Raw genomic sequence first — 18,859 nt, forward strand, 5'->3', positions numbered from 1 at the left:
CCCTGCGTGGCAAGGTTGATGCTGAAGCCCTGCCAAGGAGGAGCGTCATGCCCGCATCTACTACGTTCGACCTGCCGATCTCCGGCATGACCTGCGCCAGCTGCGCTGGCCGTGTCGAGCGCGCCCTGCGTAAAGTCAGCGGCGCTGATCAGGTCAGCGTCAACCTCGCCACCGAACAGGCCAGGGTCCAGGCCCCGGCCGACAGCCTGCCAGCCCTGGTCGAAGCCGTGCGCGGCGCCGGCTATGGCGTGCCGACCCGAACCCTGGAACTGCAGATCGGCGGCATGACCTGCGCCAGCTGCGTCGGCCGCGTCGAGCGCGCCCTCGGCAAACTGCCGGGGGTTGAGCAGGTCAGCGTCAACCTGGCCAGCGAACGTGCCCACCTTGAAGTTCTGCGGGCGCTTGATGACCAGCAACTGATTGCCGCTGTCGAAAAGGCCGGTTACAGCGCCAGCCTGCCGCAAGCGGCCGAGGATGATCAGCAGGACGCCCAACGACGCCTGCGCAACGAACGTCTGGCTGTCGCTGCCGCGCTGCTGCTGGCCCTGCCATTGGTGCTACCGATGTTGGTGCAGCCCTTCGGCCTTCACTGGATGCTGCCCGCCTGGGCGCAGTTCGCACTGGCCACCCCGGTGCAGTTCATTCTCGGCGCACGCTTCTACAAAGCCGCCTGCAAAGCCGTGCGGGCCGGGGCCGGCAACATGGACCTGCTGGTCGCCCTGGGCACCAGCGCGGGTTATGGCCTGAGCCTGTACCAATGGGCCACGGCCCCGACCGGAATGGCCCCTCACCTTTACTTTGAGGCTTCGGCGGTGGTCATCGCCCTGGTACTGCTGGGCAAATACCTCGAAAGCCGGGCCAAGCGCCAGACTGCCAGCGCCATCCGCGCCCTCGAAGCCCTGCGCCCGGAGCGTGCCGTACGCGTCATCGACGGCCGCGAAGAGGACGTGGCGATTGCCCAGCTGCGCCTCGGCGACCTGGTAATGGTCAAGCCCGGCGAACGCTTCCCGGTTGACGGCGCGGTGGAGGAAGGCAGCAGCCATGCCGATGAAGCGCTGATCAGCGGCGAGAGCCTGCCGGTACCCAAACAGCCCGGCGACAGCGTCACCGGTGGTGCCATCAACGGTGAAGGACGGCTGCTGGTGCGGACCCAGGCGCTGGGCACGGAAACCGTACTGGCCCGGATCATCCGCCTGGTCGAAGACGCCCAAGCCGCCAAGGCGCCGATCCAGAAGCTGGTCGACCGGGTCAGCCAAGTGTTCGTGCCCGCCGTGCTGGTGCTGGCACTGCTCACCTTGATTGGCTGGTGGCTGGCCGGTGCACCGCTGGAGACCGCGCTGATCAATGCGGTCGCCGTACTGGTGATCGCCTGCCCCTGCGCCCTGGGCCTGGCCACACCCGCAGCGATCATGGCCGGCACCGGCGTCGCCGCCCGCCATGGCATCCTGATCAAGGACGCCGAAGCCCTGGAACGTGCCCATGCGGTCAATCGCGTGGTGTTCGACAAGACCGGCACCCTCACTTCAGGCAGCCCGCGCGTCGTTCACAGCCAGGCGATGGTCGGTGACAACGCAGCCTTGCATCGCCTCGCCGGTGCCCTGCAGCGCGGCAGCGAACATCCGTTGGCCAAGGCGGTGCTGGATGCCTGCGCCGAGCAGGGCCTGGAAGTACCCGCCGTCACTGACAGCCAGTCGCTCACCGGTCGCGGTATTGCCGGGCATGTGGAAGGCCGCGAACTGGCGCTGGGCAACCGGCGCCTGCTCGACGAAAGCAATCTGCAACCCGGCGAACTGGCCGCCAAGGCTCAAGCCTGGGAAGCCGAAGGCCGCACCCTGTCGTGGCTGATCGAACAGGGTGCAACGCCTCGCGTGCTCGGCCTGTTCGCCTTCGGCGACAGCCTCAAGCCGGGCGCCGAGCAGGCCATTGCCGCCTTGCACGCCCGCCACATCAGCAGCCACCTGCTGACCGGCGACAACCGCGGCAGTGCCAAGGTGGTGGCCGATGCCCTCGGCATCGACGACGTGCACGCCGAAGTGCTGCCAGCCGACAAGGCCGCCACCGTGACAGCCCTGAAAAAGGATGGCGTGGTGGCGATGGTCGGCGACGGCATCAATGATGCCCCGGCCCTGGCCGCTGCCGATATTGGTATCGCCATGGGCGGTGGCACCGACGTGGCCATGCAGGCTGCCGGTATCACCTTGATGCGCGGTGACCCACGGCTGGTGCCTGCCGCGCTGGAAATCAGCCGCAAGACCTACGCAAAAATCCGTCAGAACCTGTTCTGGGCCTTCATCTATAACCTGATCGGCATTCCCCTGGCCGCACTGGGCTATCTCAACCCGGTACTGGCCGGCGCCGCCATGGCGCTGTCCAGCGTCAGCGTGGTCAGCAATGCCTTGTGGCTGAAGACCTGGAAACCCACCAGCACCTCGCAGGAGGCCCGATGAACATTGGCCAGGCCGCCCGCCGCAGCGGGCTCAGTACCAAGATGATCCGCTATTACGAATCCATCGGCCTGCTCAAGCCGGCCACCCGCAGCGACAGCGGCTATCGCTTGTACCAGGCCGAGGACTTGCACAGCCTGGCCTTCATCAAACGCTCCCGTGACCTCGGGTTTTCCCTGGAAGAAGTAGGCAAGCTGCTGACCCTGTGGCAGGACCGCGGACGTGCCAGCGCCGACGTCAAGGCCCTGGCCATGCAGCATATCGATGAGCTGAACCGGCGTATCGAGGAACTGGTGAGCCTGCGTGACACCCTGGGTGACCTGGTTGCCCACTGCCAAGGGGATGACCGCCCGGATTGCCCGATCCTGAAAGACCTGGCCAATGGAGCAGGGTGCTGCCATTGAGGGCGTGTGGCGTGCTGTCATCAGCACGCCACAGCATTTTGGTATGCCATATTAGCCCAAAGCCGACCGAATAGTCGCCAAATGCGACTTCACCCAATAAATACGGGCACTTTCGCTAATTAATCCCCGGACGCTGCCGATGTAGTTGCTACCTGCCTCGCGTGCAAAAAATAAATTCCGGGAGCGTCGATGAACATCAAACAGAAACTGACCTGGGCGTTCGCGATCATCGCGGGCTTGCCCATCGTCCTCGTGGCCACCTTGGTGGTGATCAACCTGCGCGGTGAAGCCCGCGACGGCTTCCTCGACAGCAGCAGCCGGGAAATCCGCCAGGTCAGCAACGCGATGAACATCTTCTTCCAGGGCATCGACCAGAACGTCGCCTACCTGGCGTCGCAACCGATGGTGGCGGCCACCGGTAACAACCTGAACAAGTTCATGAGCGCCACCCCATCCTACGAGCTGGGCGATCAAGACAAGCAACTGCTGGAATTCTTCACCCGTCTGGCAGAATCCCACCCAGGCTATGCCTACGTTTCCTACGGCGTGAGTGATGGCGGCTACGTTGGCTGGCCGGCCGGGCAAAAGTTCGTCAACTACGACCCGCGCCCACGCCCGTGGTACCAGCTGGCCATGGCCAACCCCGGCAAGACCGTGCGCACCGGTGCCTATTACTGGGCTGCCGACGATGCCGTGCTGATCAGCACCGTGCGCGCCGTGGCCAACCAGCTCGGCAACCCCGGTGGCGTGGTCAACATCGACGTGTCGCTCAAGGGCCTGACCGAGATCGTCAAGCAGATCAAGCTGGGCGAAAGCGGCTACCTGATGCTGGTGGAAAGCAACGGCAACGTGATGGTCGACCCACGCGACGCCAGCCACAACTTCAAGCAGCTGGGCAGCTTCGGTGAGGGTTATGCCGAACTGGCCAAGGCCGGCAAGGGCCTGGTCGAAGTCGAGATCAACGGCGAGCGCTACATGGCCAACGTCTACCCCGACGAGAAACTGGGCTGGACCTTCATCGGCCTGATCCAGCAAGGCGAAGTGATGCAGACCACCACCCGCCTGACCTGGCTGATCGGTGCGGTCGCACTGGTGCTGGCGGCCCTGTTCGCCGTGGTCGGCACCGCCTTTGCCAAACTCATCGTGCGCCCGATCAACAGCGTCACCAGCGGCCTGGAAGACATTGCCCAGGGCGAAGGCGACCTGACCCGCAACCTGGACGTGCGCGGGCGCGACGAAACCGCGCAACTGGCCAACTGGTTCAACCAGTTCCTGGGTGCCATCCGCAGCCTGATCCAGCACATCGGCTCGGCTGCCAGCAAGATCCTCAGCACCTCCAGCAGCTCCACCCGGGTCTCCAGCGACATGGCCGAGGCTGCCGGGCGCCAGCGTGAAGCCGTGGACATGGTCTCCACCGCATTCCACGAAATGGTCGCCACCGCCAACGAAGTGGCCCGTTCCTGCAGCCAGGCCGCGCAATCGGCCGACAGCGGCCAGCAGCAGGCCCGCGAAGGCCAGCAGCAGATCGACGCAGCAGTCAGCAGCGTCGACCGCCTGAGCCAGGAGATCGAGCAGTCGGCCCAGTCGATCCAGCAACTGGAGCGCGACAGCAACGCCATCCAGTCGATCCTCGGCACCATTCGCTCGATTGCCGAGCAGACCAACCTGCTGGCACTCAACGCAGCGATCGAAGCAGCCCGGGCCGGGGAGCAGGGCCGTGGCTTTGCCGTGGTGGCCGACGAGGTACGGGCACTGGCCAAGCGCACGGCCGACTCCACGGCCGAAATCGATGGCCTGCTGGGTAACCTGGCCAGCCGCACCGCCGAAGTGGCCGAGCAGATGCATGCCAGCCTGGAGGTGTCGCAGCAGTCGGTCAGCCGCATTGGTCTGGCCCGTGACAGTTTCGGGCAGATTCGCGAGTCGGTGGACATCATTCGCGACATGAACACGCAGATCGCCACGGCGGCGGAAGAACAGCACCAGGTGGCCGAAGACATCAACCGCCATATCAGCCAGATTCATGGCGATGCGCAGTTGGTGGCGGAACTGGCCCAGGCGGCGCGTCAGGACTCCGAGAGCCTGGCCGGGCTGTCCAATGAACTGGACTCGCTGGTGCGTCGCTTCCGCACCTGAGTCCTCCTGTAGCGGCCTCTTCGCGGGGCAAGCCCGCTCCTACAGGATTGACACCATCCCTGTAGGAGCGGGCTTGCCCCGCGAAGAGGCCGCTACAGGCAACATCATAGTTTCAGTTCACCCGGAGTCGCCCCGAACAACTGCTTGAAGGCCGCAATATAAGCCGAAGTTGAATCATAGCCACAACCCAACGCCGCCTCGGTCACACTTTCCCCCGCCTCCAGCAATGCCAGCGACGACAGCAGCCGCATCCGCTGGCGCCAGTTACGAAAACTCAACCCGGTCTGGCGCTGGAACAGCCGCATCAAGGTCTTTTCCGAGCACCCCAGCTGCACCGCCCACTGCTGCAACGTCTGCACCTGATCCGGCGCGGCTATCAGCCCATTGCACAACGCCAACAGCCCCGGATGCCGCGGTAGCGGCAGGGAGAACCCGACCTCGGGCAAGGTGCGCAACTGATCGAGCAGAACAGCCACCAGACGACCTTCGACACTGTCACCCTCGGCGTATTCAGCCGGGAACAGGCAGAACTGCTTGATCAGCTCCCGTGCCAGTGCTGTCACCTCCAGTACCCGGCATTGCGCCGGCGCCCACGGGCAGGCATCACGGCGGATATACAGGCTGCGCATTTCGGCCTGCCCGGACGTCACCACTTCATGTTCGGCACCGGCCGGTATCCACACGCCCCACTGCGGCGGGGCGAAGTAGCTGCCATCGTCGGTATACACCCCCAATACACCACTGATGGCGTAGGAAAACTGCACCCAGTCGTGGCTATGGCGCGTCGTCCAGGAGCCGGCGCCGAGACTTTCGGCGCGGGCGTACAAAGGCCTGGGCAGCTGGTCCAGGGCAGGAATGGCACGGGGATGTCCGATCGTCTGCATAGTTAATTCTTGTAGTTCTGAGCAGACAAGCCTAACAGAGATCGGTACCGCCCTTCGTTCAGCGCTCGACGATCACCGTGACCCCTTGCCCACCGGCTGCGCAGATGGATATCAGGCCACGCCCTTTTCCGGCCTTGGCCAGCAACTTCGCCAAATTGGCCAAGATCCGCCCGCCGGTAGCCGCGAAGGGATGGCCGGCTGCCAGCGAACTGCCCTTAATGTTGAGCTTGCTGCGGTCGATGGCCCCAAGCGGTGCATCCAGCCCCAGCCGTTCACGGCAATACTCGGCATCCTCCCAGGCTTTCAGGGTGCACAATACCTGCGCGGCAAAGGCTTCGTGGATTTCGTAGTAATCGAAGTCCTGCAAGGTCAGGCCATTGCGCGCCAACAGGCGTGGCACTGCATACACTGGCGCCATCAGCAGCCCTTCGCGCCCGGTGACGAAATCCACGGCGGCGGTTTCGCCATCGACCAGGTAGGCCAGCACCGGCAGCCCCTGCTGCTGTGCCCATTGCTCGCTGCCAAGCAGCACCATGGAGGCGCCATCGGTGAGCGGCGTGGAGTTGCCCGGCGTCAGCGTGCCCAGGCCGCTGCGGTCGAATGACGGCTTGAGCCCGGCCAGTTGCTCCAAGGTCAGGTCCGTGCGCAGGTTGTTGTCACGGGTGAGGCCCAGGAAGGGCGTCAGCAGGTCATTCTGCCAGCCCTCGTTGTACGAGGCCGCCAGCTGTTGGTGGCTGTGCAGCGCCAGCGCGTCCTGCTCGGCGCGGCCAATCGCCCAGGTTTGCGCCATGCGTTCACAATGCTCGCCCATCGACAGCCCGGTGCGGGGCTCGCCATTGCGCGGCAGTTCGGGTTTCAGGTGGCTTGGGCGCAACTGCAGGAACGGTTTGAGTCGCTCAGCCAATGTCTTGCCGCGATTGGCCTGCAAGAGGATGCGTCGTAGCCCCTCGTTGACGCCGATGGGGGCGTCGGACGTGGTGTCCACGCCACCGGCGATGCCACAGTCGATCTGCCCGAGGGCAATCTTGTTGGCCACCAGCAGCGCCGCTTCCAGGCCTGTGCCGCAGGCCTGCTGAATGTCGTAGGCCGGCGTCTGCGGCGACAGGCGCGAGCCGAGCACGCATTCGCGTGTCAGGCTCATGTCCCGTGAGTGCTTGAGCACCGCCCCTGCCACCACTTCGCCCAAGCGCAGCCCGTGCAGGCGATAACGCTCGATCAAGCCTTCCAGGGCTGCGGTCAGCATCGCCTGGTTGCTGGCGGAAGCGTAGGCGCCGTTGGAGCGGGCGAAGGGAATACGGTTGCCGCCCAGGATCGCGACCCGGCGAGTTGAACCCATGCGCTTGTTCCTCCTGAAACAATTTGATCCGTACAGCCTAGGTGTTTTTGCCGCATTCGAACGACCTTGCCACAAAGTTGGTCCACACTTGCAAGCTTGCCTTCAGGGAGACCCGCACATGAGCGATCGCTATCTCGGTTTTGCCAACTCCAACCTCGGGCGCCGCCTCGTCGATGCCCTTGGCCTGCCGCGCCCGGCGCCGCTGGAGCGCTGGCAGGCGGGCCGCCTGCGGCCGGTGGAGGGTGCGCTGGTGGTGGGTGGCGGGCCACTGGCAAACCAGGTCGAGGCCATCGGCCCGCGCCTGACCGAAGCGCTGTTCAGCTTCAATGGCGACGGCCTGCAGGCGCCCGCCTGGGTCGCGGGCCTGGGGCCCAAGCTCAAGGCCGTGGTGTTCGACGCCAGCCATCTGTCCGACAGCGACCAGCTGAAGCAGTTGCGCGAATTCTTCCAGCCCTTGCTGCGCAGCCTCGCACCCTGTGCCCACGTGGTGATCCTTGGGCGTGCCCCGGAGTGTCTCGACGACCCGCAGGCCAGCGTCGCCCAGCGCGCCCTGGAGGGTTTCAGCCGTTCGCTGGCCAAAGAGCTGCGCAACGGCGCCACCGCGCAGTTGTTGTATGTGGCAGCGGGCGCAGACACTCAGCTCGAAGGCGCCTTGCGCTTCTTCCTGTCACCCAAGAGTGCCTTTGTTTCCGGCCAGGTCCTGCGCCTGCGGGCCTGTGCCACCCAGGTCGAAGACTGGACGCGCCCGCTCGGTGGCCGTCGCGCCCTGGTCACCGGCGCCGCACGCGGCATCGGCGCCGCCATCGCCGAGACCCTGGCGCGCGATGGTGCCGAGGTGATGCTGCTCGACGTGCCCCAGGCCCAGCAGGAACTCGATGCCCTTGCTGCTCGCCTCGGAGGTAAGGCCCTTGGCCTGGACATCTGCGCCGGCGATGCCGCCGCGAAGCTGCTCGAAGCCCTGCCCGACGGCATCGACATCGTCGTGCACAACGCCGGCATCACCCGCGACAAGACCTTGGCCAACATGACCCCGGAATACTGGGATGCGGTACTGGCCGTCAACCTCAAGGCCCCGCAGGTGCTGACCCAAGCCCTGTACGAAGGCGGCGCGTTGGGCGACGACGCACGCATTACCCTGCTGGCGTCGGTCAGCGGCATTGCCGGCAACCGCGGCCAGGCCAACTATGCCGCCAGCAAGGCTGGCCTGATCGGTTTCGCCGAAGCCTGGGCAGCGAAGCTCGCCGAGCGCGGCGGCAGCATCAATGCCGTGGCGCCCGGCTTCATCGAAACGCACATGACCGCCGCCATGCCCATCGGCCTGCGCGAGGCCGGGCGGCGCCTGAGCTCGCTGGGCCAGGGCGGGCGCCCGCAGGATGTCGCCGAGGCCATCGCCTGGCTCAGCCAGCCGGGCTCCGGGGCGGTCAACGGCCAGGTGCTGCGCGTCTGCGGCCAGGCCTTGATGGGGGCCTGACCATGAGCCGCCAATGGCAAGACCTGCACAGCCCGGACTCACGCGCCAGCCTGTACCTGCGCGCCGCCAGCAAACGCAAGATCAGCGGCGCCAGCCTGCCCGCCGCCGGTCTGCGCTGTTTCTTCCGCGTGGAGCCCGGCAACCTCGCCGCCTACCGCCGGCTCTGCCACTTCACTGACGATGGCCGCTTGCCCGGCACCTACCCACACGTGATGGCCTTCACCCTACAGTTGCAATTGCTGACCGCCCACGACTTCCCCTTCCCGTTGCTCGGGCTGGTGCACCTGCACAACCGCATCGACGTGCTCCGCCCGCTGGGTGGCATCGACGGGCTGCGCTTTGCGGTGTACGCCGACAATCTGCAGGCGCATGCCAAGGGCGGCACCTTCGACCTGGTCACCGAAGCCGAGGATGGCCTTGGCCTGCTCTGGCGTGAAACCAGTCGCATGCTGGTGCGAGGCCTGAAGCTGGAGGCTCCGTCGGACGACGGCGAGGAGACCGAGCCAGGCCCCCTGCCGGAGGTTACCCGCTGGTACGCCGACGGTGATATCGGCCGGCGCTACGCCAAGGTCTGCGGCGACTACAATCCGATTCACCTGAGCGCCATCAGCGCACGCCTGTTCGGCTTCCCCACGGCCATCGCCCACGGCATGTGGAGCAACGCCATGGCGTTGGCGGCCTTGCGTACGCACATGCCAAACAGTGGCTATCGCTTCACGGTGGACTTCCACAAGCCGGTGCGTTTGCCATCGGAGGTTGTCCTGAGTGCCAGCGAAGCAGGGCCGGCGGGTGAGCTACGGCTGGACGGGCATGCTGGGTTGCTGCACATGGTCGGGCGCTGGGCAGTACTCTAGCGCCCTCATTGCACTTGCTTTGCATCGGGCCTGCGCAGAAGCTATGCAGCATTAGGAGAGCCAGACCCCGATGAACCTGCAAGAACTCACCGAACGCCTGCACCAGATCCGCGACAACAATGATTGGCGCGGCTTCCACAGCCCGAAGAACCTGGCCATGGCCGCCAGCGTCGAGATGGCCGAGCTGGTGGAAATCTTCCAGTGGCTGAGCGAAGACCAATCGCGCCAGTTGCCCGCCGATCAGCTGGCCCACGCCGGCCAGGAAGTCGGTGACGTGGTCCTTTATCTGTTGCTGCTGTGCAGCGAGCTGGGCCTGGACATGGAGCAGGTGGTGCGAGCCAAGCTGGCCGACAGCGAGAGGCGTTTCGCGCGATGAACGACCGTCACTTCGATGAACTGGCCACACGTTTTGCCGAGAAAATCTACGGCGGCGCCAAGGGCGCGATCCGCCTGGCCGTGCTCCAGGCCGACCTGGCCGATGCCCTGCCCGATCGACCGCTGCGGGTGCTCGACATCGGCGCCGGCCTGGGCCACATGGCCTTGTGGCTGGCCCAGCGCGGGCACGAGGTAACGCTGGCCGAACCCGCCGCACCGATGCTCGAGGGCGCCCGGGCGCGCTTCGCAGAAGCGGGCCAATCGGCAACCTTCATCCAGGCGCCCTGGCAAGAACTGCTTGGCCAGCTCACTGAGCCCTATGACCTGGTGCTATGCCACGCCGTGCTGGAATGGCTGGCCGAACCGCATAGCATCCTGCCGGTACTGCACCAGCTGGCTGCCCCGGGTGGCTGGCTTTCGCTGGCGTTCTACAACCGCGACGCACTGGTCTACCGCAACTTGCTCAAGGGCCATTTCCGTAAGCTGCGCAGCAACCGCCTGGAAGGCGAAAAGCAGAGCCTGACCCCGCAAAAACCGCTTGATCCCCGGGAGCTCAAGGCGCAACTTGAAGCGATGTGGCAAGTCGAAAGCGAAAGTGGCGTGCGCGTCTTCCACGACTACATGCCCAAGGAGTTCCAGGACAAGGCCGAGCTGCTCGACCTGCTGGAAATGGAACTGGCCCACCGCCGTCACCCAAGCTTCGCCGGGCTCGGCCGCTACCTGCACTGGATGTGCCGCCCCCGCTGACTGCGCCCCTCCGGGAGGGATACATGCCGTACCGTCTGTTGTGCCTGGCCTTGCTGCCGCTCACCCTGGCCGCCTGCCAGGCCAGCAACCCCTATGTGGCCAGCAGCCGCCCGCTGCCGCCAGCCCCTCCACAAGCGGCAAACACTTTCGACGCCAGTGCCTACCCGGCGGCGCCGCGCGACTACGGGCACTACCGCAGCTGGAGCTGGCGCAACGGCCAGTTGCCAAGCGGCAATGCCGACGCCGACCCGGCACAGATTGCCGACGCCGTCAGCGGCGCCCTCGACCAGCATGGCCTGCGCCCTGCACGGGGCACCACCGGCGACCTGCTGGTGAGCGCCGACATGCGCCTGGAGCGGCGCCTGCGCCAGGTGCGTGACTATGACACTTACGACCCCTATTACGGCCCGTACCCCTACGGCGGTGTCGGCTTCGGCGGCTACCGCAACGGTTACGGCGCTTACGGCAGCGTGCCGATCGTACGCACCTACGAAGTGGAGGTGATGGTGGTGCGCATCGACCTGTTCGATGCCCGCAACGGCCAGCCGGTGTGGAGCGCCAGCGCTGAAAGCGGCAGCGACAAAAGCTCGCCGCGCGATCGCGAGACCGCCCTGCGCGAATCGGTTCACAAGGCGCTCAGCGGCTATCCTCCCAGTTAATGCCTAACGGAGAATCATCATGTTGCGCCGCCTCGTTCTACTGTCATTCGCGCTGCTGCTCGCGGCCTGTTCGAGCAACAACGTTCAGCAGGATTTCGACGCCAGCCGCGATTTTGCCGCCTATCGCAGCTGGGCATGGCAGGAACCGGGCCTGCAATACCGCCCGGATGATCCACGCATCAAGAGCGATCTGACCGAGCAACGCATTCGCGCGGCAGTCGCCGACCAGCTCGACCAGCGCGGCCTGCGTCCCGTCCAGGGCAATTCCAGGCCTGACGTGACAGTTCGCGCCTACCTGATCGTCGAACAACGCCAGCAACAGATCACCACCAACTACGGCGGCGGCTGGGGTGGATACTGGAACGGTTACTGGGGCGGGCCGATGTACAACGAGACCCGCAGCGTTGACTACAAGGTGGCAACCATCCAGGTCGACATGTTCGATGGCCATGATGGCAAGCTGGTCTGGCGTGGCAGTGCCGAACAGATCATGAACAACTACCCGCCTAGCCCCGACGAGCGTAACAGCGCAATCCAGAAGACCGTTGCCCAGGTGCTCGGCAACTACCCGCCTGGCCGGGTGAAATAAAACAATCGCAGGGGGCCGCTCTGCGGCCCATCGCCGGCAAGCGCGGCTCCCACAACGACCTTTTTGCCACCCTGCCATGGCCGTTCGTCAGATCGCGTCTACCCTGTTTAGGAAACCTGACTGATCGGGTAGCAGTGTTCAACGAATGGGAAAGGCGGCCTGCCGATGCAAAGCATTGTTCTCCTGATGTGGCTTGCCTTGTGCACTGAGCAAGATATTCGCGAGCGCCAGATCGCCAACATGCTCACCCTGGGTTTCGCCGCTGGCGCCCTGGTCTGGCTGTTTGCCACGGGTCACACCTGGATCGGCGCCGACGCCAGCGACGCTGGCTGGGCCCTGGCCATCGTCATGCTGCTGACCCTGCCAGGCTACATGCTGGGCCGCTTCGGCGCCGACGACGTCAAGCTGATGGGCGCACTGGCCCTGGCGACCAGCCCGCAATACGTGCTCGGCACCTTCATCGGTGCGGGCGTCAGCGTGGTGCTGTGGCTGCTGACCCGCAGGCGTCTGTGGACGCTGCTAAACCCCAAAGTGAAGAAGCGCCTGGCCACCCTGACGGAAGAAATGGGCGACAAGCAAGCCTTCGTGCCTTACGTATTGGCAGGCTTTCTTCTCACGGCTGTATGGATCCAATAGCCATCCCTGTTGTCCGATCACTTGTACAAACCTTGTACAGAACTGCGAGGAGCGTCTACTTTTAAGCCTGCCAGAGCGTCTGGCCCGGGAGCAGGGCCGCTTACGAACAGGGAGTTGATCGTGAACAAGTCATTCAGTGACGTGAAGGTTCTGGTCGTAGATGACCAGCCGCTGATCGTCGAACAATTGTGTGAATACCTCGAAATCCAGGGCCACCACTGCGTCGCGGCCCACTCCACCGACGAAGCCATCGAACGTTTCGTCGCAGATGAAGCCATTGGACTGGTGCTGTGCGACTTGCACATGCCCGAACGCGATGGCATCGAGCTGGTTCGGGCGCTGAAGGACATTGCCGGCCGCCAGCGCATGTTCCAGGCCATCATGCTCACCGGGCGTGCCGACAAGCAAGACGTGATCCGCGCCCTTCGCGAAGGTTTCGCCGACTACTACCAGAAGCCCATGGACCTCGACGAGCTGCTCGAGGGCGTGCGCCGCCAGGAACAAATGCTGCTGGAGCGCAAGGCCAACCTTCAGGACCTGGGCAACCTCAATCAGCGTCTGCAGGACCTGGCCGGCTCCATCGATGAACTCTATCAGGACCTGGAGAAGGCCCGCGGGCAGGGCGTCCACCGCCGCGCCACCGACATCGTCGAAGAAGCTGTTGAAGGTGAACTGCCTGCAGCGTTCGAGAAGCTGTCTCCGCGGCAACTGGAGGTCGCCCGGCTGGTGAGCAAGGGCAAGACCAACTACCAGATTGCCTGTGAACTGGGGATCACCGAGAACACCGTGAAGCTGTATGTGTCGCAGGTGCTGCGGTTGACCCACATGCACAACCGCACACAGTTGGCGTTGGCGTTGACGCCGAGTTCTTCACCCGTGCATCAGAGGTTCACAACCCATTAGGGATCGCACATTGGCCACTCAGATCATCAATGAGTAGTCACGCAGGGCATTTGCCGTCATGGGTAGGCCCTGCCTGAGGATGCATTCGATGAACTCGTCAGCAGTGAACCGCGAACGTTTCAAGCTACGTCGCATATCCGCTGCAGCCTCTAGGACGCCAGCCTGATCCAGACTCCAAAGCTCCATGATGAATTCGTCCGGATGCAGTGCTGTTACGGAGAACGCCTCAAGTACTGATCGAGGGAAGTCCCTCAGGTTGAATGTGACGATAACTTGCGCATTGCACGCGATTGCGGCTGCAAGTACATGGACATCATCAGGATCCGGCAGCTCCAGCGATTCTCCAAAGCATTCATAGCCCGATACCAAAGCGTCTGGAACCGCGGCCTCCATCAGTCCGGAGAGTTGATCCAATTGATAACGCGTCAGGTCTTTTCGATTGGTGAGTAGGTTGCGTTTCCACTCTTCATCAATTTCGCGTGTCCACCGAGCCCGGTACAGGCCCTTTCCACCAAGCCTGAGCAACAGGTCGCGCAGCGGAGCCGGGTACAGCACGCAAGCATCACAGACGGCAGTGAATGCGGCTTCACGCATCAGTAGCCCTGCCCCAGCTCCTCCGAGAACGCTGCGAGTTCATCCAGCGCCTTGTGGCTGGCCGCATCACGCCGTTGCTTGTAGTCCATCAGGTCGGAAAACAGAACCCGGCGATGTCGCCCTGCCTTGTGAAAGGGCAGAGCCCCCTCCTCCAGCAACTTGACCAGGTGTGGTCGGGAAACATTGATGATGTCAGCGGCTTCCTGGGTAGTCAGCTCCGCATGCACAGGCACTACACGTACCGAATTGCCCTGCGCCAGCTCACCCAGGATATCGACCAGCAGACGCAATGCACTGGTTGGCAGTTCGACCGTATGCGCCTGGCTGGAGGCGTCATAGATCTGGATCCGCTGCATGTCTGCCTGCGTGCACAGATAAGCCGCAAGGTCTCTCTGCCCCTGCACTGCCGCAGCGATCTCGCGGGCTTCTGGAAAGTCGGTTTTTGAAGAGATGCTCATGATTACGCTCTCATGTGTCATGCGGGTCACCCTCGATGCTAATCGAAATAAACGAAAACTCAAGCATATGCATCACGCAAAGAGCTCTTTCACCTTTGCCCAAAAGATTAGGGTGGTAGCCGTTCCAGAGACAATCAGACGCCAACCGCTGTAGTTCGTAGGACTTTTCCCAAAACCTGCGCCGCACTCGCAAGAACGGGTCTACAACCGAAAACTGAAGTTGATTACCAAGCGAGTTTCGCGGCCCATGCTATCCAGCGCCACATCCGCCAATGGCTTGGCCACCTCAAGTGCCACATTGCCGTACCGCCCATCCCCAAGCCGCACACCCAATGCCGCCGAACGCATCCTGGCATCTTCGAATGGCCCGCCGTTGTACCAGGCCTGTGCAGCATCCAGCAGCGCATACGGCTGCACCAGTCGTACCCAGCCAGCGCCAGGCTGGATGCTGTAGTTGAGCTCGTAGGCCACGCCCCAGCCCTTGTCCCCCGCCGCCTGGTCCTGGGGGTAGCCATGGCCGAAGTTCTGCCCGCCAAACACGGCACGCTCGCTGTCTGGCAGCCGGTCATCGGTCCAGTACAAGGCGCCTGACAGCACGCCACGCCAGCGCTGAAACAACCTGTCGCTCTGCAACCCCGCCACACGAAAGCGCAGGAAGTCCATGTCGTAATCCGCATCGCTGCGTGCGCCCAGGTAATCGAGCCCCTGATACACCCCGGCGCTGACCATGCGTAGGCGCCCGGCCTCGACCTTGCGCCAATCGCCCTCGAACGACAGCGCACGCACATAGGTGTCGTTGCGCCCCAGGCCACCGGTGAGATCTTTGTCATGCTCACTGACCGAGTAGACATGCCCGGTCACCGCCAGCCATTCATCCGCCGTGACGATCACCGGCTGGCGAAGCCCGATTGCATAACGCTCGCTTTCAATTTGCTGGAAAAACTGCGAACCATGCTCCAGCGGCACAGGTGTACGCGGCTCGCTGCGGTAGCGAGCGGCCGAAAGCAGCAGCTGACTGCCCTGTGCATCCAGGTGCTGGCTGTAATCGAGGCGCTGGTAATGGCTGTGGTCATCACCCGGTGGCAGCAGCACGCTGGCCGTCAACTGCTCGGCAAAACGGGTCTGGGCATTGCTGGCTACCTTGAACAACCCTTGCGGGCCATCGCGGCTGCCATCGCTGAACGCCACTGACGCATCGAAGGGCTTGCGCAAGGCATGCACGGTAAGCTGCGCGGCGCCGTCGCCGTGCTCGGCCTGAGTCAAGTCAGCCTGCAACGTCACCCCGGGGATGCGCTGGGCCAGGCCGATGAAGCGGTCGAGCGTCGCCTGGGTCAACGGGCGCTCCGCCCGCAAACGCTCCAGCAGCTGGTCAAGGTATGCACCAGCGGGCCCGATATCCCCATCACGCCGCACGTCGTGGACATACCCCTCGACCAACACCACATGCACACGGCCCTCGGCAAAATCCTGGTCAGGCAGGTAGGCCAGCGACAGCAGGTAACCGTCGCGCTGGTAGCGCCGGGTCAGGCGTTCGGTGAACTGCTGCAGCTCGCCAACGCTCACTTCGCGGCCAATCAAGGGCTGGTAATGCTCGCGCAACTCGCTCAACGGGTAGACCGTACCGCCTTCGAAGCGCACCTTGTGCAGCACGAAACGAGTCGCCAGGGGCGACGTGTCGGACACCGAGCTGGGCGGCGCCAGATGCAGGCTCGGGGCAAGTGGGCGGTAGGCCTCGACCGGCAGGTTCGCGCTGGGCAGGCGGCGCTCGTATTCATGGCCGTCGAGAAACACTGGCAAGGGCTCGGCAATCACCAGACTGGCCCAGGGCGACAGCAGCAGGGGCATCAGCAGAAGACGCATCGGACGCTCCACAATCCCTTGGGTACCGGGGCGTCGCCGGCCTCACCCGTCACTTGCAAGCGTAGGTGTTGCCCCGGTAAACGTCGAACCCCTACTCGTTGACCTGGAACGCCACCCGCGCTGTTTCTCCGCTTTCGTCCAGGGCACTGAGTTCGAACTGCCCAACCTGGTCGAAACGCACCAGCACGCTGTCCTGCCCTACGCTTTCGCCCAGCGGCTGGCCGTTGAGGAACCACCAGCGCCGCCCGCCACCGCCGAGGGCAGAAACGCGCAACTGCAAGGGTTCGCTACTGGTGGCCGGGCGCCGCAGGTTGTCGTCGGGGCGCACTCCCACGATCGACAGCGGCGGCGCGCTGGCCGGGACCTGTGGCGGGCAGCTTGGGTCCACCGCCGGCAGCCGCGCCGCACGCCGCTCGACGCGTGGCAACCAAGGCTCCAGCGGTGCCGGCCACAAGGCGATGTCGAGCGCCTTGGCGCCTGGACAACTGCCGTCCACGCGCAGGCCTTGAGAATTGACCCAGATGCTCTCGCGCAGCCCCAGGCCAAGGGGCTGGTCGGCGGCCTGCAATGTGGGGGGCGTCGTGCCATCGAGGGTCCAGGCAAAACGCTGGCGTCGGCAGTTCGGGTCCTGTCGGTTCATGGGCTGGCCCAGCGGCCAACAGATGGCCGCCACGCCAACACTTTCCGGCACGCGCTCCACCGGTACCCGGATACCGCGCTGGCTGTCGCGGTTGCTCAGCAAGTCATGCACTTGCAGCATCAAGGGTGCCGCTGAAGCCAGGCCGAATTGCCCGGGCACCGGCGTGCCATCGGGGCGACCGATCCACACCCCGATCAGGTAGCGCGGCCCTACGCCGATCGACCAGGCATCGCGAAAGCCATAGCTGGTACCGGTCTTCCAGGCCAGTTGCGGGCGCTGTACCAGTTCGGCATGCGGGTCGCGGTCGGGCCGCGCCTGGCCACTGAGAATGCGCCGGATGATCCAGGCCGCGCCCGGCGACATCAGTCGCCGCTCCAGCAACGGGGCCTGCGGTTGCAGGCGAACCTGAGCGCTGTTACCGCCCCGGGCCAGTGCTGCATAGCCGCCGACCAGGTCCTCCAGGCGGCTACCAGCGCCGCCCAGAATCAATGCCAGGTTGGGCTCGGCCAGTGGCGGCAGCGCCAGCGGCACGCCGGCCATGCGCAACTGCGCGGCGAAGCGCTTGGGCCCATAGGCTTCGAGCAATTGCACTGCCGGCAGGTTGAGCGACAGCGCCAATGCCGAGCTGGCCGACACCGGGCCGCTGAAGCCCATTGAAAAATTACCGGGACGATAGTCGCCGTAGCGACGCGGTACATCCTGCAGCAGCGATTCGGAGTGGATCAGGCCGTCATCCATGGCCAGGCCGTAAAGAAACGGCTTGAGCGTCGAGCCTGGCGAGCGCAACGAGCGGACCATGTCGACATGGCCAAAACGGCGCTCGTCGTTCAAGTCGATCGAGCCCAGGTAAGCGCGTACCGCCATGGTCTGCGCCTCGACCACCAGGATCGCCGCCGAGGTGCGCTCCGGCAGGCGTGCGCGCCAACCCAGCAGCAGGTCCTCCAGGCGCCGCTGCAGCGAGGCGTCGAGGGTGGTGCGAATCAACGTCGGGCTGTCAGGGGTATTCAGTCGCCGCGCCAGCAGGGGCGCCAGCGCGGGTTCCTGACGCGGGGCCAGCAACAAAGGCTCCTCGGCAGCCTCCTTGATCTGTCGGGCTGGCCACACCTGATACTCGTCCAGGCGCTGCAGCACCTTGTCGCGGGCTCGTTGGGCACGGGCCGGGTGACGGTCCGGGCGCAAGCGGCTCGGTGCCTGCGGCAGCACCGCCAGCAGTGCTGCCTCGGCGGGCGTGAGATGTTGTGGTGACTTGCCCAGATAAGCCCAGCTGGCAGCAGCCACCCCCTGCAAGGTACCACCGAACGGGGCACGGTTCAGGTAGATCTGCAGGATCTCGCGCTTTGACAGGTGCCACTCCAGCTGCGCGGTGCGCCACAGCTGCCGCAGCTTGCCGGCCAGGGTGCGATCATGCGGGTCGAGCAGGCGCGCAACCTGCATCGACAAGGTGCTGCCGCCCGACACCACCCGCCCACCCCGCAGGTTGAGCCAGGCTGCCCGCGCCAAGGCTAGCGGGTTGACCCCCGGGTGGCGGTAGAACCAGCGGTCCTCATAGGTCAGCAGGGCCTGCAGGTACAGCGGCGAAACCTCTTCCGGGCTGACCGGGTAGCGCCACACGCCATTGGCATCGGCAAAGCGCCACAACGGTGTGCCGTCTTCGGCCAGCACCACCCGTGCCAGGTCATTGCCCGGCATTGGCAGCGGCCAGATGCGGTCGGCCAGCCACAACAGCCCGAGCAGCATCGACAGGCTGATCACGGCTGCACGCACAACCCTTGCCGCTCGGGTACGTGGCCGCGCTAAGCTTGGCATCGGGAACCGGCCTGGCCAGGTAATGGCCTAAGGCTTGGGAGCGGCAACCGTGCCGATTCGTTCATC

General features: G+C 64.7%; 17 protein-coding genes and 1 pseudogene. 12 read left to right on the forward strand and 6 right to left on the reverse strand.

Annotated elements, in window-relative coordinates:
* Nucleotides 1-47 precede the first annotated feature (47 nt).
* From C2H86_RS08780 to C2H86_RS28645, 4 genes and pseudogenes are all read left to right on the forward strand, one after another.
* Nucleotides 48-2,447, forward strand: coding sequence for a heavy metal translocating P-type ATPase (locus C2H86_RS08780; protein ID WP_159412251.1), 2,400 nt, complete (start codon nucleotides 48-50; stop codon nucleotides 2,445-2,447).
* Complete coding sequence (gene cueR / locus C2H86_RS08785) at nucleotides 2,444-2,848, forward strand: Cu(I)-responsive transcriptional regulator (RefSeq protein ID WP_110633749.1); 405 nt, start codon at nucleotides 2,444-2,446, stop codon at nucleotides 2,846-2,848. Before C2H86_RS08780 ends, cueR begins: the two co-directional genes overlap by 4 nt.
* Nucleotides 2,849-3,193: 345 nt before the next feature.
* Nucleotides 3,194-4,075: pseudogene (locus tag C2H86_RS28640) on the forward strand (cache domain-containing protein); the annotation flags it as partial.
* Between the two features lie 201 nt (nucleotides 4,076-4,276).
* Entirely contained in the window at nucleotides 4,277-4,981 is a 705-nt protein-coding gene (locus C2H86_RS28645; RefSeq protein ID WP_430738582.1) for a methyl-accepting chemotaxis protein, read from the forward strand.
* A gap of 104 nt (nucleotides 4,982-5,085) precedes the next feature.
* Here C2H86_RS28645 and C2H86_RS08795 read toward each other — a convergent pair whose 3' ends face one another.
* Together C2H86_RS08795 and C2H86_RS08800 are read right to left on the reverse strand one after the other, a co-directional pair.
* The gene (locus C2H86_RS08795; protein WP_159412253.1) at nucleotides 5,086-5,865 is read right to left on the reverse strand and encodes an AraC family transcriptional regulator; all 780 of its coding nucleotides are present in this window, start codon (nucleotides 5,863-5,865) and stop codon (nucleotides 5,086-5,088) included.
* Nucleotides 5,866-5,923: 58 nt separating this feature from the next.
* Nucleotides 5,924-7,201, reverse strand: a complete 1,278-nt coding sequence (locus tag C2H86_RS08800; protein ID WP_159412254.1) for an acetyl-CoA C-acetyltransferase — start codon at nucleotides 7,199-7,201, stop codon at nucleotides 5,924-5,926.
* 118 nt (nucleotides 7,202-7,319) lie between these two features.
* Between C2H86_RS08800 and C2H86_RS08805 the strand changes: the two genes are divergently transcribed.
* From C2H86_RS08805 to C2H86_RS08840, 8 genes are all read left to right on the forward strand, one after another.
* Nucleotides 7,320-8,672, forward strand: coding sequence for a 3-oxoacyl-ACP reductase (locus C2H86_RS08805; RefSeq protein WP_159412255.1), 1,353 nt, complete (start codon nucleotides 7,320-7,322; stop codon nucleotides 8,670-8,672).
* A 2-nt stretch (nucleotides 8,673-8,674) separates the two neighbouring features.
* Complete coding sequence (locus tag C2H86_RS08810) at nucleotides 8,675-9,526, forward strand: MaoC family dehydratase (RefSeq protein ID WP_159412256.1); 852 nt, start codon at nucleotides 8,675-8,677, stop codon at nucleotides 9,524-9,526.
* A gap of 70 nt (nucleotides 9,527-9,596) precedes the next feature.
* Nucleotides 9,597-9,902, forward strand: a complete 306-nt coding sequence (locus C2H86_RS08815) for a MazG-like family protein (protein ID WP_027920833.1) — start codon at nucleotides 9,597-9,599, stop codon at nucleotides 9,900-9,902.
* Entirely contained in the window at nucleotides 9,899-10,648 is a 750-nt protein-coding gene (locus tag C2H86_RS08820; protein WP_159412257.1) for a methyltransferase domain-containing protein, read from the forward strand. Before C2H86_RS08815 ends, C2H86_RS08820 begins: the two co-directional genes overlap by 4 nt.
* Nucleotides 10,649-10,671: 23 nt before the next feature.
* On the forward strand, nucleotides 10,672-11,307 hold the full coding sequence (locus C2H86_RS08825; protein WP_159412258.1) for a DUF4136 domain-containing protein: 636 nt from the start codon (nucleotides 10,672-10,674) through the stop codon (nucleotides 11,305-11,307).
* A 19-nt stretch (nucleotides 11,308-11,326) separates the two neighbouring features.
* Complete coding sequence (locus tag C2H86_RS08830) at nucleotides 11,327-11,896, forward strand: DUF4136 domain-containing protein (RefSeq protein ID WP_159412259.1); 570 nt, start codon at nucleotides 11,327-11,329, stop codon at nucleotides 11,894-11,896.
* Between the two features lie 165 nt (nucleotides 11,897-12,061).
* Nucleotides 12,062-12,532, forward strand: coding sequence for an A24 family peptidase (locus C2H86_RS08835; RefSeq protein ID WP_103445812.1), 471 nt, complete (start codon nucleotides 12,062-12,064; stop codon nucleotides 12,530-12,532).
* Nucleotides 12,533-12,646: 114 nt separating this feature from the next.
* Nucleotides 12,647-13,435, forward strand: coding sequence for a response regulator transcription factor (locus C2H86_RS08840; protein ID WP_430738574.1), 789 nt, complete (start codon nucleotides 12,647-12,649; stop codon nucleotides 13,433-13,435).
* Nucleotides 13,436-13,453: 18 nt separating this feature from the next.
* Here the strand turns inward: C2H86_RS08840 and C2H86_RS08845 are convergent, their stop codons facing one another.
* The 4 genes from C2H86_RS08845 to pbpC all read right to left on the reverse strand — a co-directional run bounded on the left by C2H86_RS08845 (nucleotide 13,454) and on the right by pbpC (nucleotide 18,793).
* Nucleotides 13,454-14,029 (reverse strand): PIN domain-containing protein, encoded by a 576-nt coding sequence (locus C2H86_RS08845; protein ID WP_159412261.1) that lies wholly within the window; start codon nucleotides 14,027-14,029, stop codon nucleotides 13,454-13,456.
* Nucleotides 14,029-14,487, reverse strand: a complete 459-nt coding sequence (locus C2H86_RS08850; protein ID WP_159412262.1) for a helix-turn-helix domain-containing protein — start codon at nucleotides 14,485-14,487, stop codon at nucleotides 14,029-14,031. The genes C2H86_RS08845 and C2H86_RS08850 overlap by 1 nt, the downstream gene beginning before the upstream one ends.
* 201 nt (nucleotides 14,488-14,688) lie before the next feature.
* The gene (locus C2H86_RS08855) at nucleotides 14,689-16,347 is read right to left on the reverse strand and encodes a ShlB/FhaC/HecB family hemolysin secretion/activation protein (RefSeq protein ID WP_159412263.1); all 1,659 of its coding nucleotides are present in this window, start codon (nucleotides 16,345-16,347) and stop codon (nucleotides 14,689-14,691) included.
* Between the two features lie 91 nt (nucleotides 16,348-16,438).
* Entirely contained in the window at nucleotides 16,439-18,793 is a 2,355-nt protein-coding gene (gene pbpC / locus C2H86_RS08860) for a peptidoglycan glycosyltransferase PbpC (protein WP_159412264.1), read from the reverse strand.
* Nucleotides 18,794-18,859: the final 66 nt, after the last annotated feature.

Source organism: Pseudomonas putida (assembly GCF_009883635.2).
GTDB lineage: Bacteria > Pseudomonadota > Gammaproteobacteria > Pseudomonadales > Pseudomonadaceae > Aquipseudomonas > Aquipseudomonas putida_W.

Bases quoted from the DNA above. Each gene is read 5' to 3' on its own strand.
- C2H86_RS08780 (WP_159412251.1), top strand. From the start codon at position 48: ATGCCCGCATCTACTACGTTCGACCTGCCGATCTCCGGCATGACCTGC.
- cueR (WP_110633749.1), top strand. From the start codon at position 2,444: ATGAACATTGGCCAGGCCGCCCGCCGCAGCGGGCTCAGTACCAAGATG.
- C2H86_RS28645 (WP_430738582.1), top strand. From the start codon at position 4,277: ATGGTCGCCACCGCCAACGAAGTGGCCCGTTCCTGCAGCCAGGCCGCG.
- C2H86_RS08795 (WP_159412253.1), bottom strand. From the start codon at position 5,865: ATGCAGACGATCGGACATCCCCGTGCCATTCCTGCCCTGGACCAGCTG.
- C2H86_RS08800 (WP_159412254.1), bottom strand. From the start codon at position 7,201: ATGGGTTCAACTCGCCGGGTCGCGATCCTGGGCGGCAACCGTATTCCC.
- C2H86_RS08805 (WP_159412255.1), top strand. From the start codon at position 7,320: ATGAGCGATCGCTATCTCGGTTTTGCCAACTCCAACCTCGGGCGCCGC.
- C2H86_RS08810 (WP_159412256.1), top strand. From the start codon at position 8,675: ATGAGCCGCCAATGGCAAGACCTGCACAGCCCGGACTCACGCGCCAGC.
- C2H86_RS08815 (WP_027920833.1), top strand. From the start codon at position 9,597: ATGAACCTGCAAGAACTCACCGAACGCCTGCACCAGATCCGCGACAAC.
- C2H86_RS08820 (WP_159412257.1), top strand. From the start codon at position 9,899: ATGAACGACCGTCACTTCGATGAACTGGCCACACGTTTTGCCGAGAAA.
- C2H86_RS08825 (WP_159412258.1), top strand. From the start codon at position 10,672: ATGCCGTACCGTCTGTTGTGCCTGGCCTTGCTGCCGCTCACCCTGGCC.
- C2H86_RS08830 (WP_159412259.1), top strand. From the start codon at position 11,327: ATGTTGCGCCGCCTCGTTCTACTGTCATTCGCGCTGCTGCTCGCGGCC.
- C2H86_RS08835 (WP_103445812.1), top strand. From the start codon at position 12,062: ATGCAAAGCATTGTTCTCCTGATGTGGCTTGCCTTGTGCACTGAGCAA.
- C2H86_RS08845 (WP_159412261.1), bottom strand. From the start codon at position 14,029: ATGCGTGAAGCCGCATTCACTGCCGTCTGTGATGCTTGCGTGCTGTAC.
- C2H86_RS08850 (WP_159412262.1), bottom strand. From the start codon at position 14,487: ATGAGCATCTCTTCAAAAACCGACTTTCCAGAAGCCCGCGAGATCGCT.
- C2H86_RS08855 (WP_159412263.1), bottom strand. From the start codon at position 16,347: ATGCGTCTTCTGCTGATGCCCCTGCTGCTGTCGCCCTGGGCCAGTCTG.
- pbpC (WP_159412264.1), bottom strand. From the start codon at position 18,793: ATGCCAAGCTTAGCGCGGCCACGTACCCGAGCGGCAAGGGTTGTGCGT.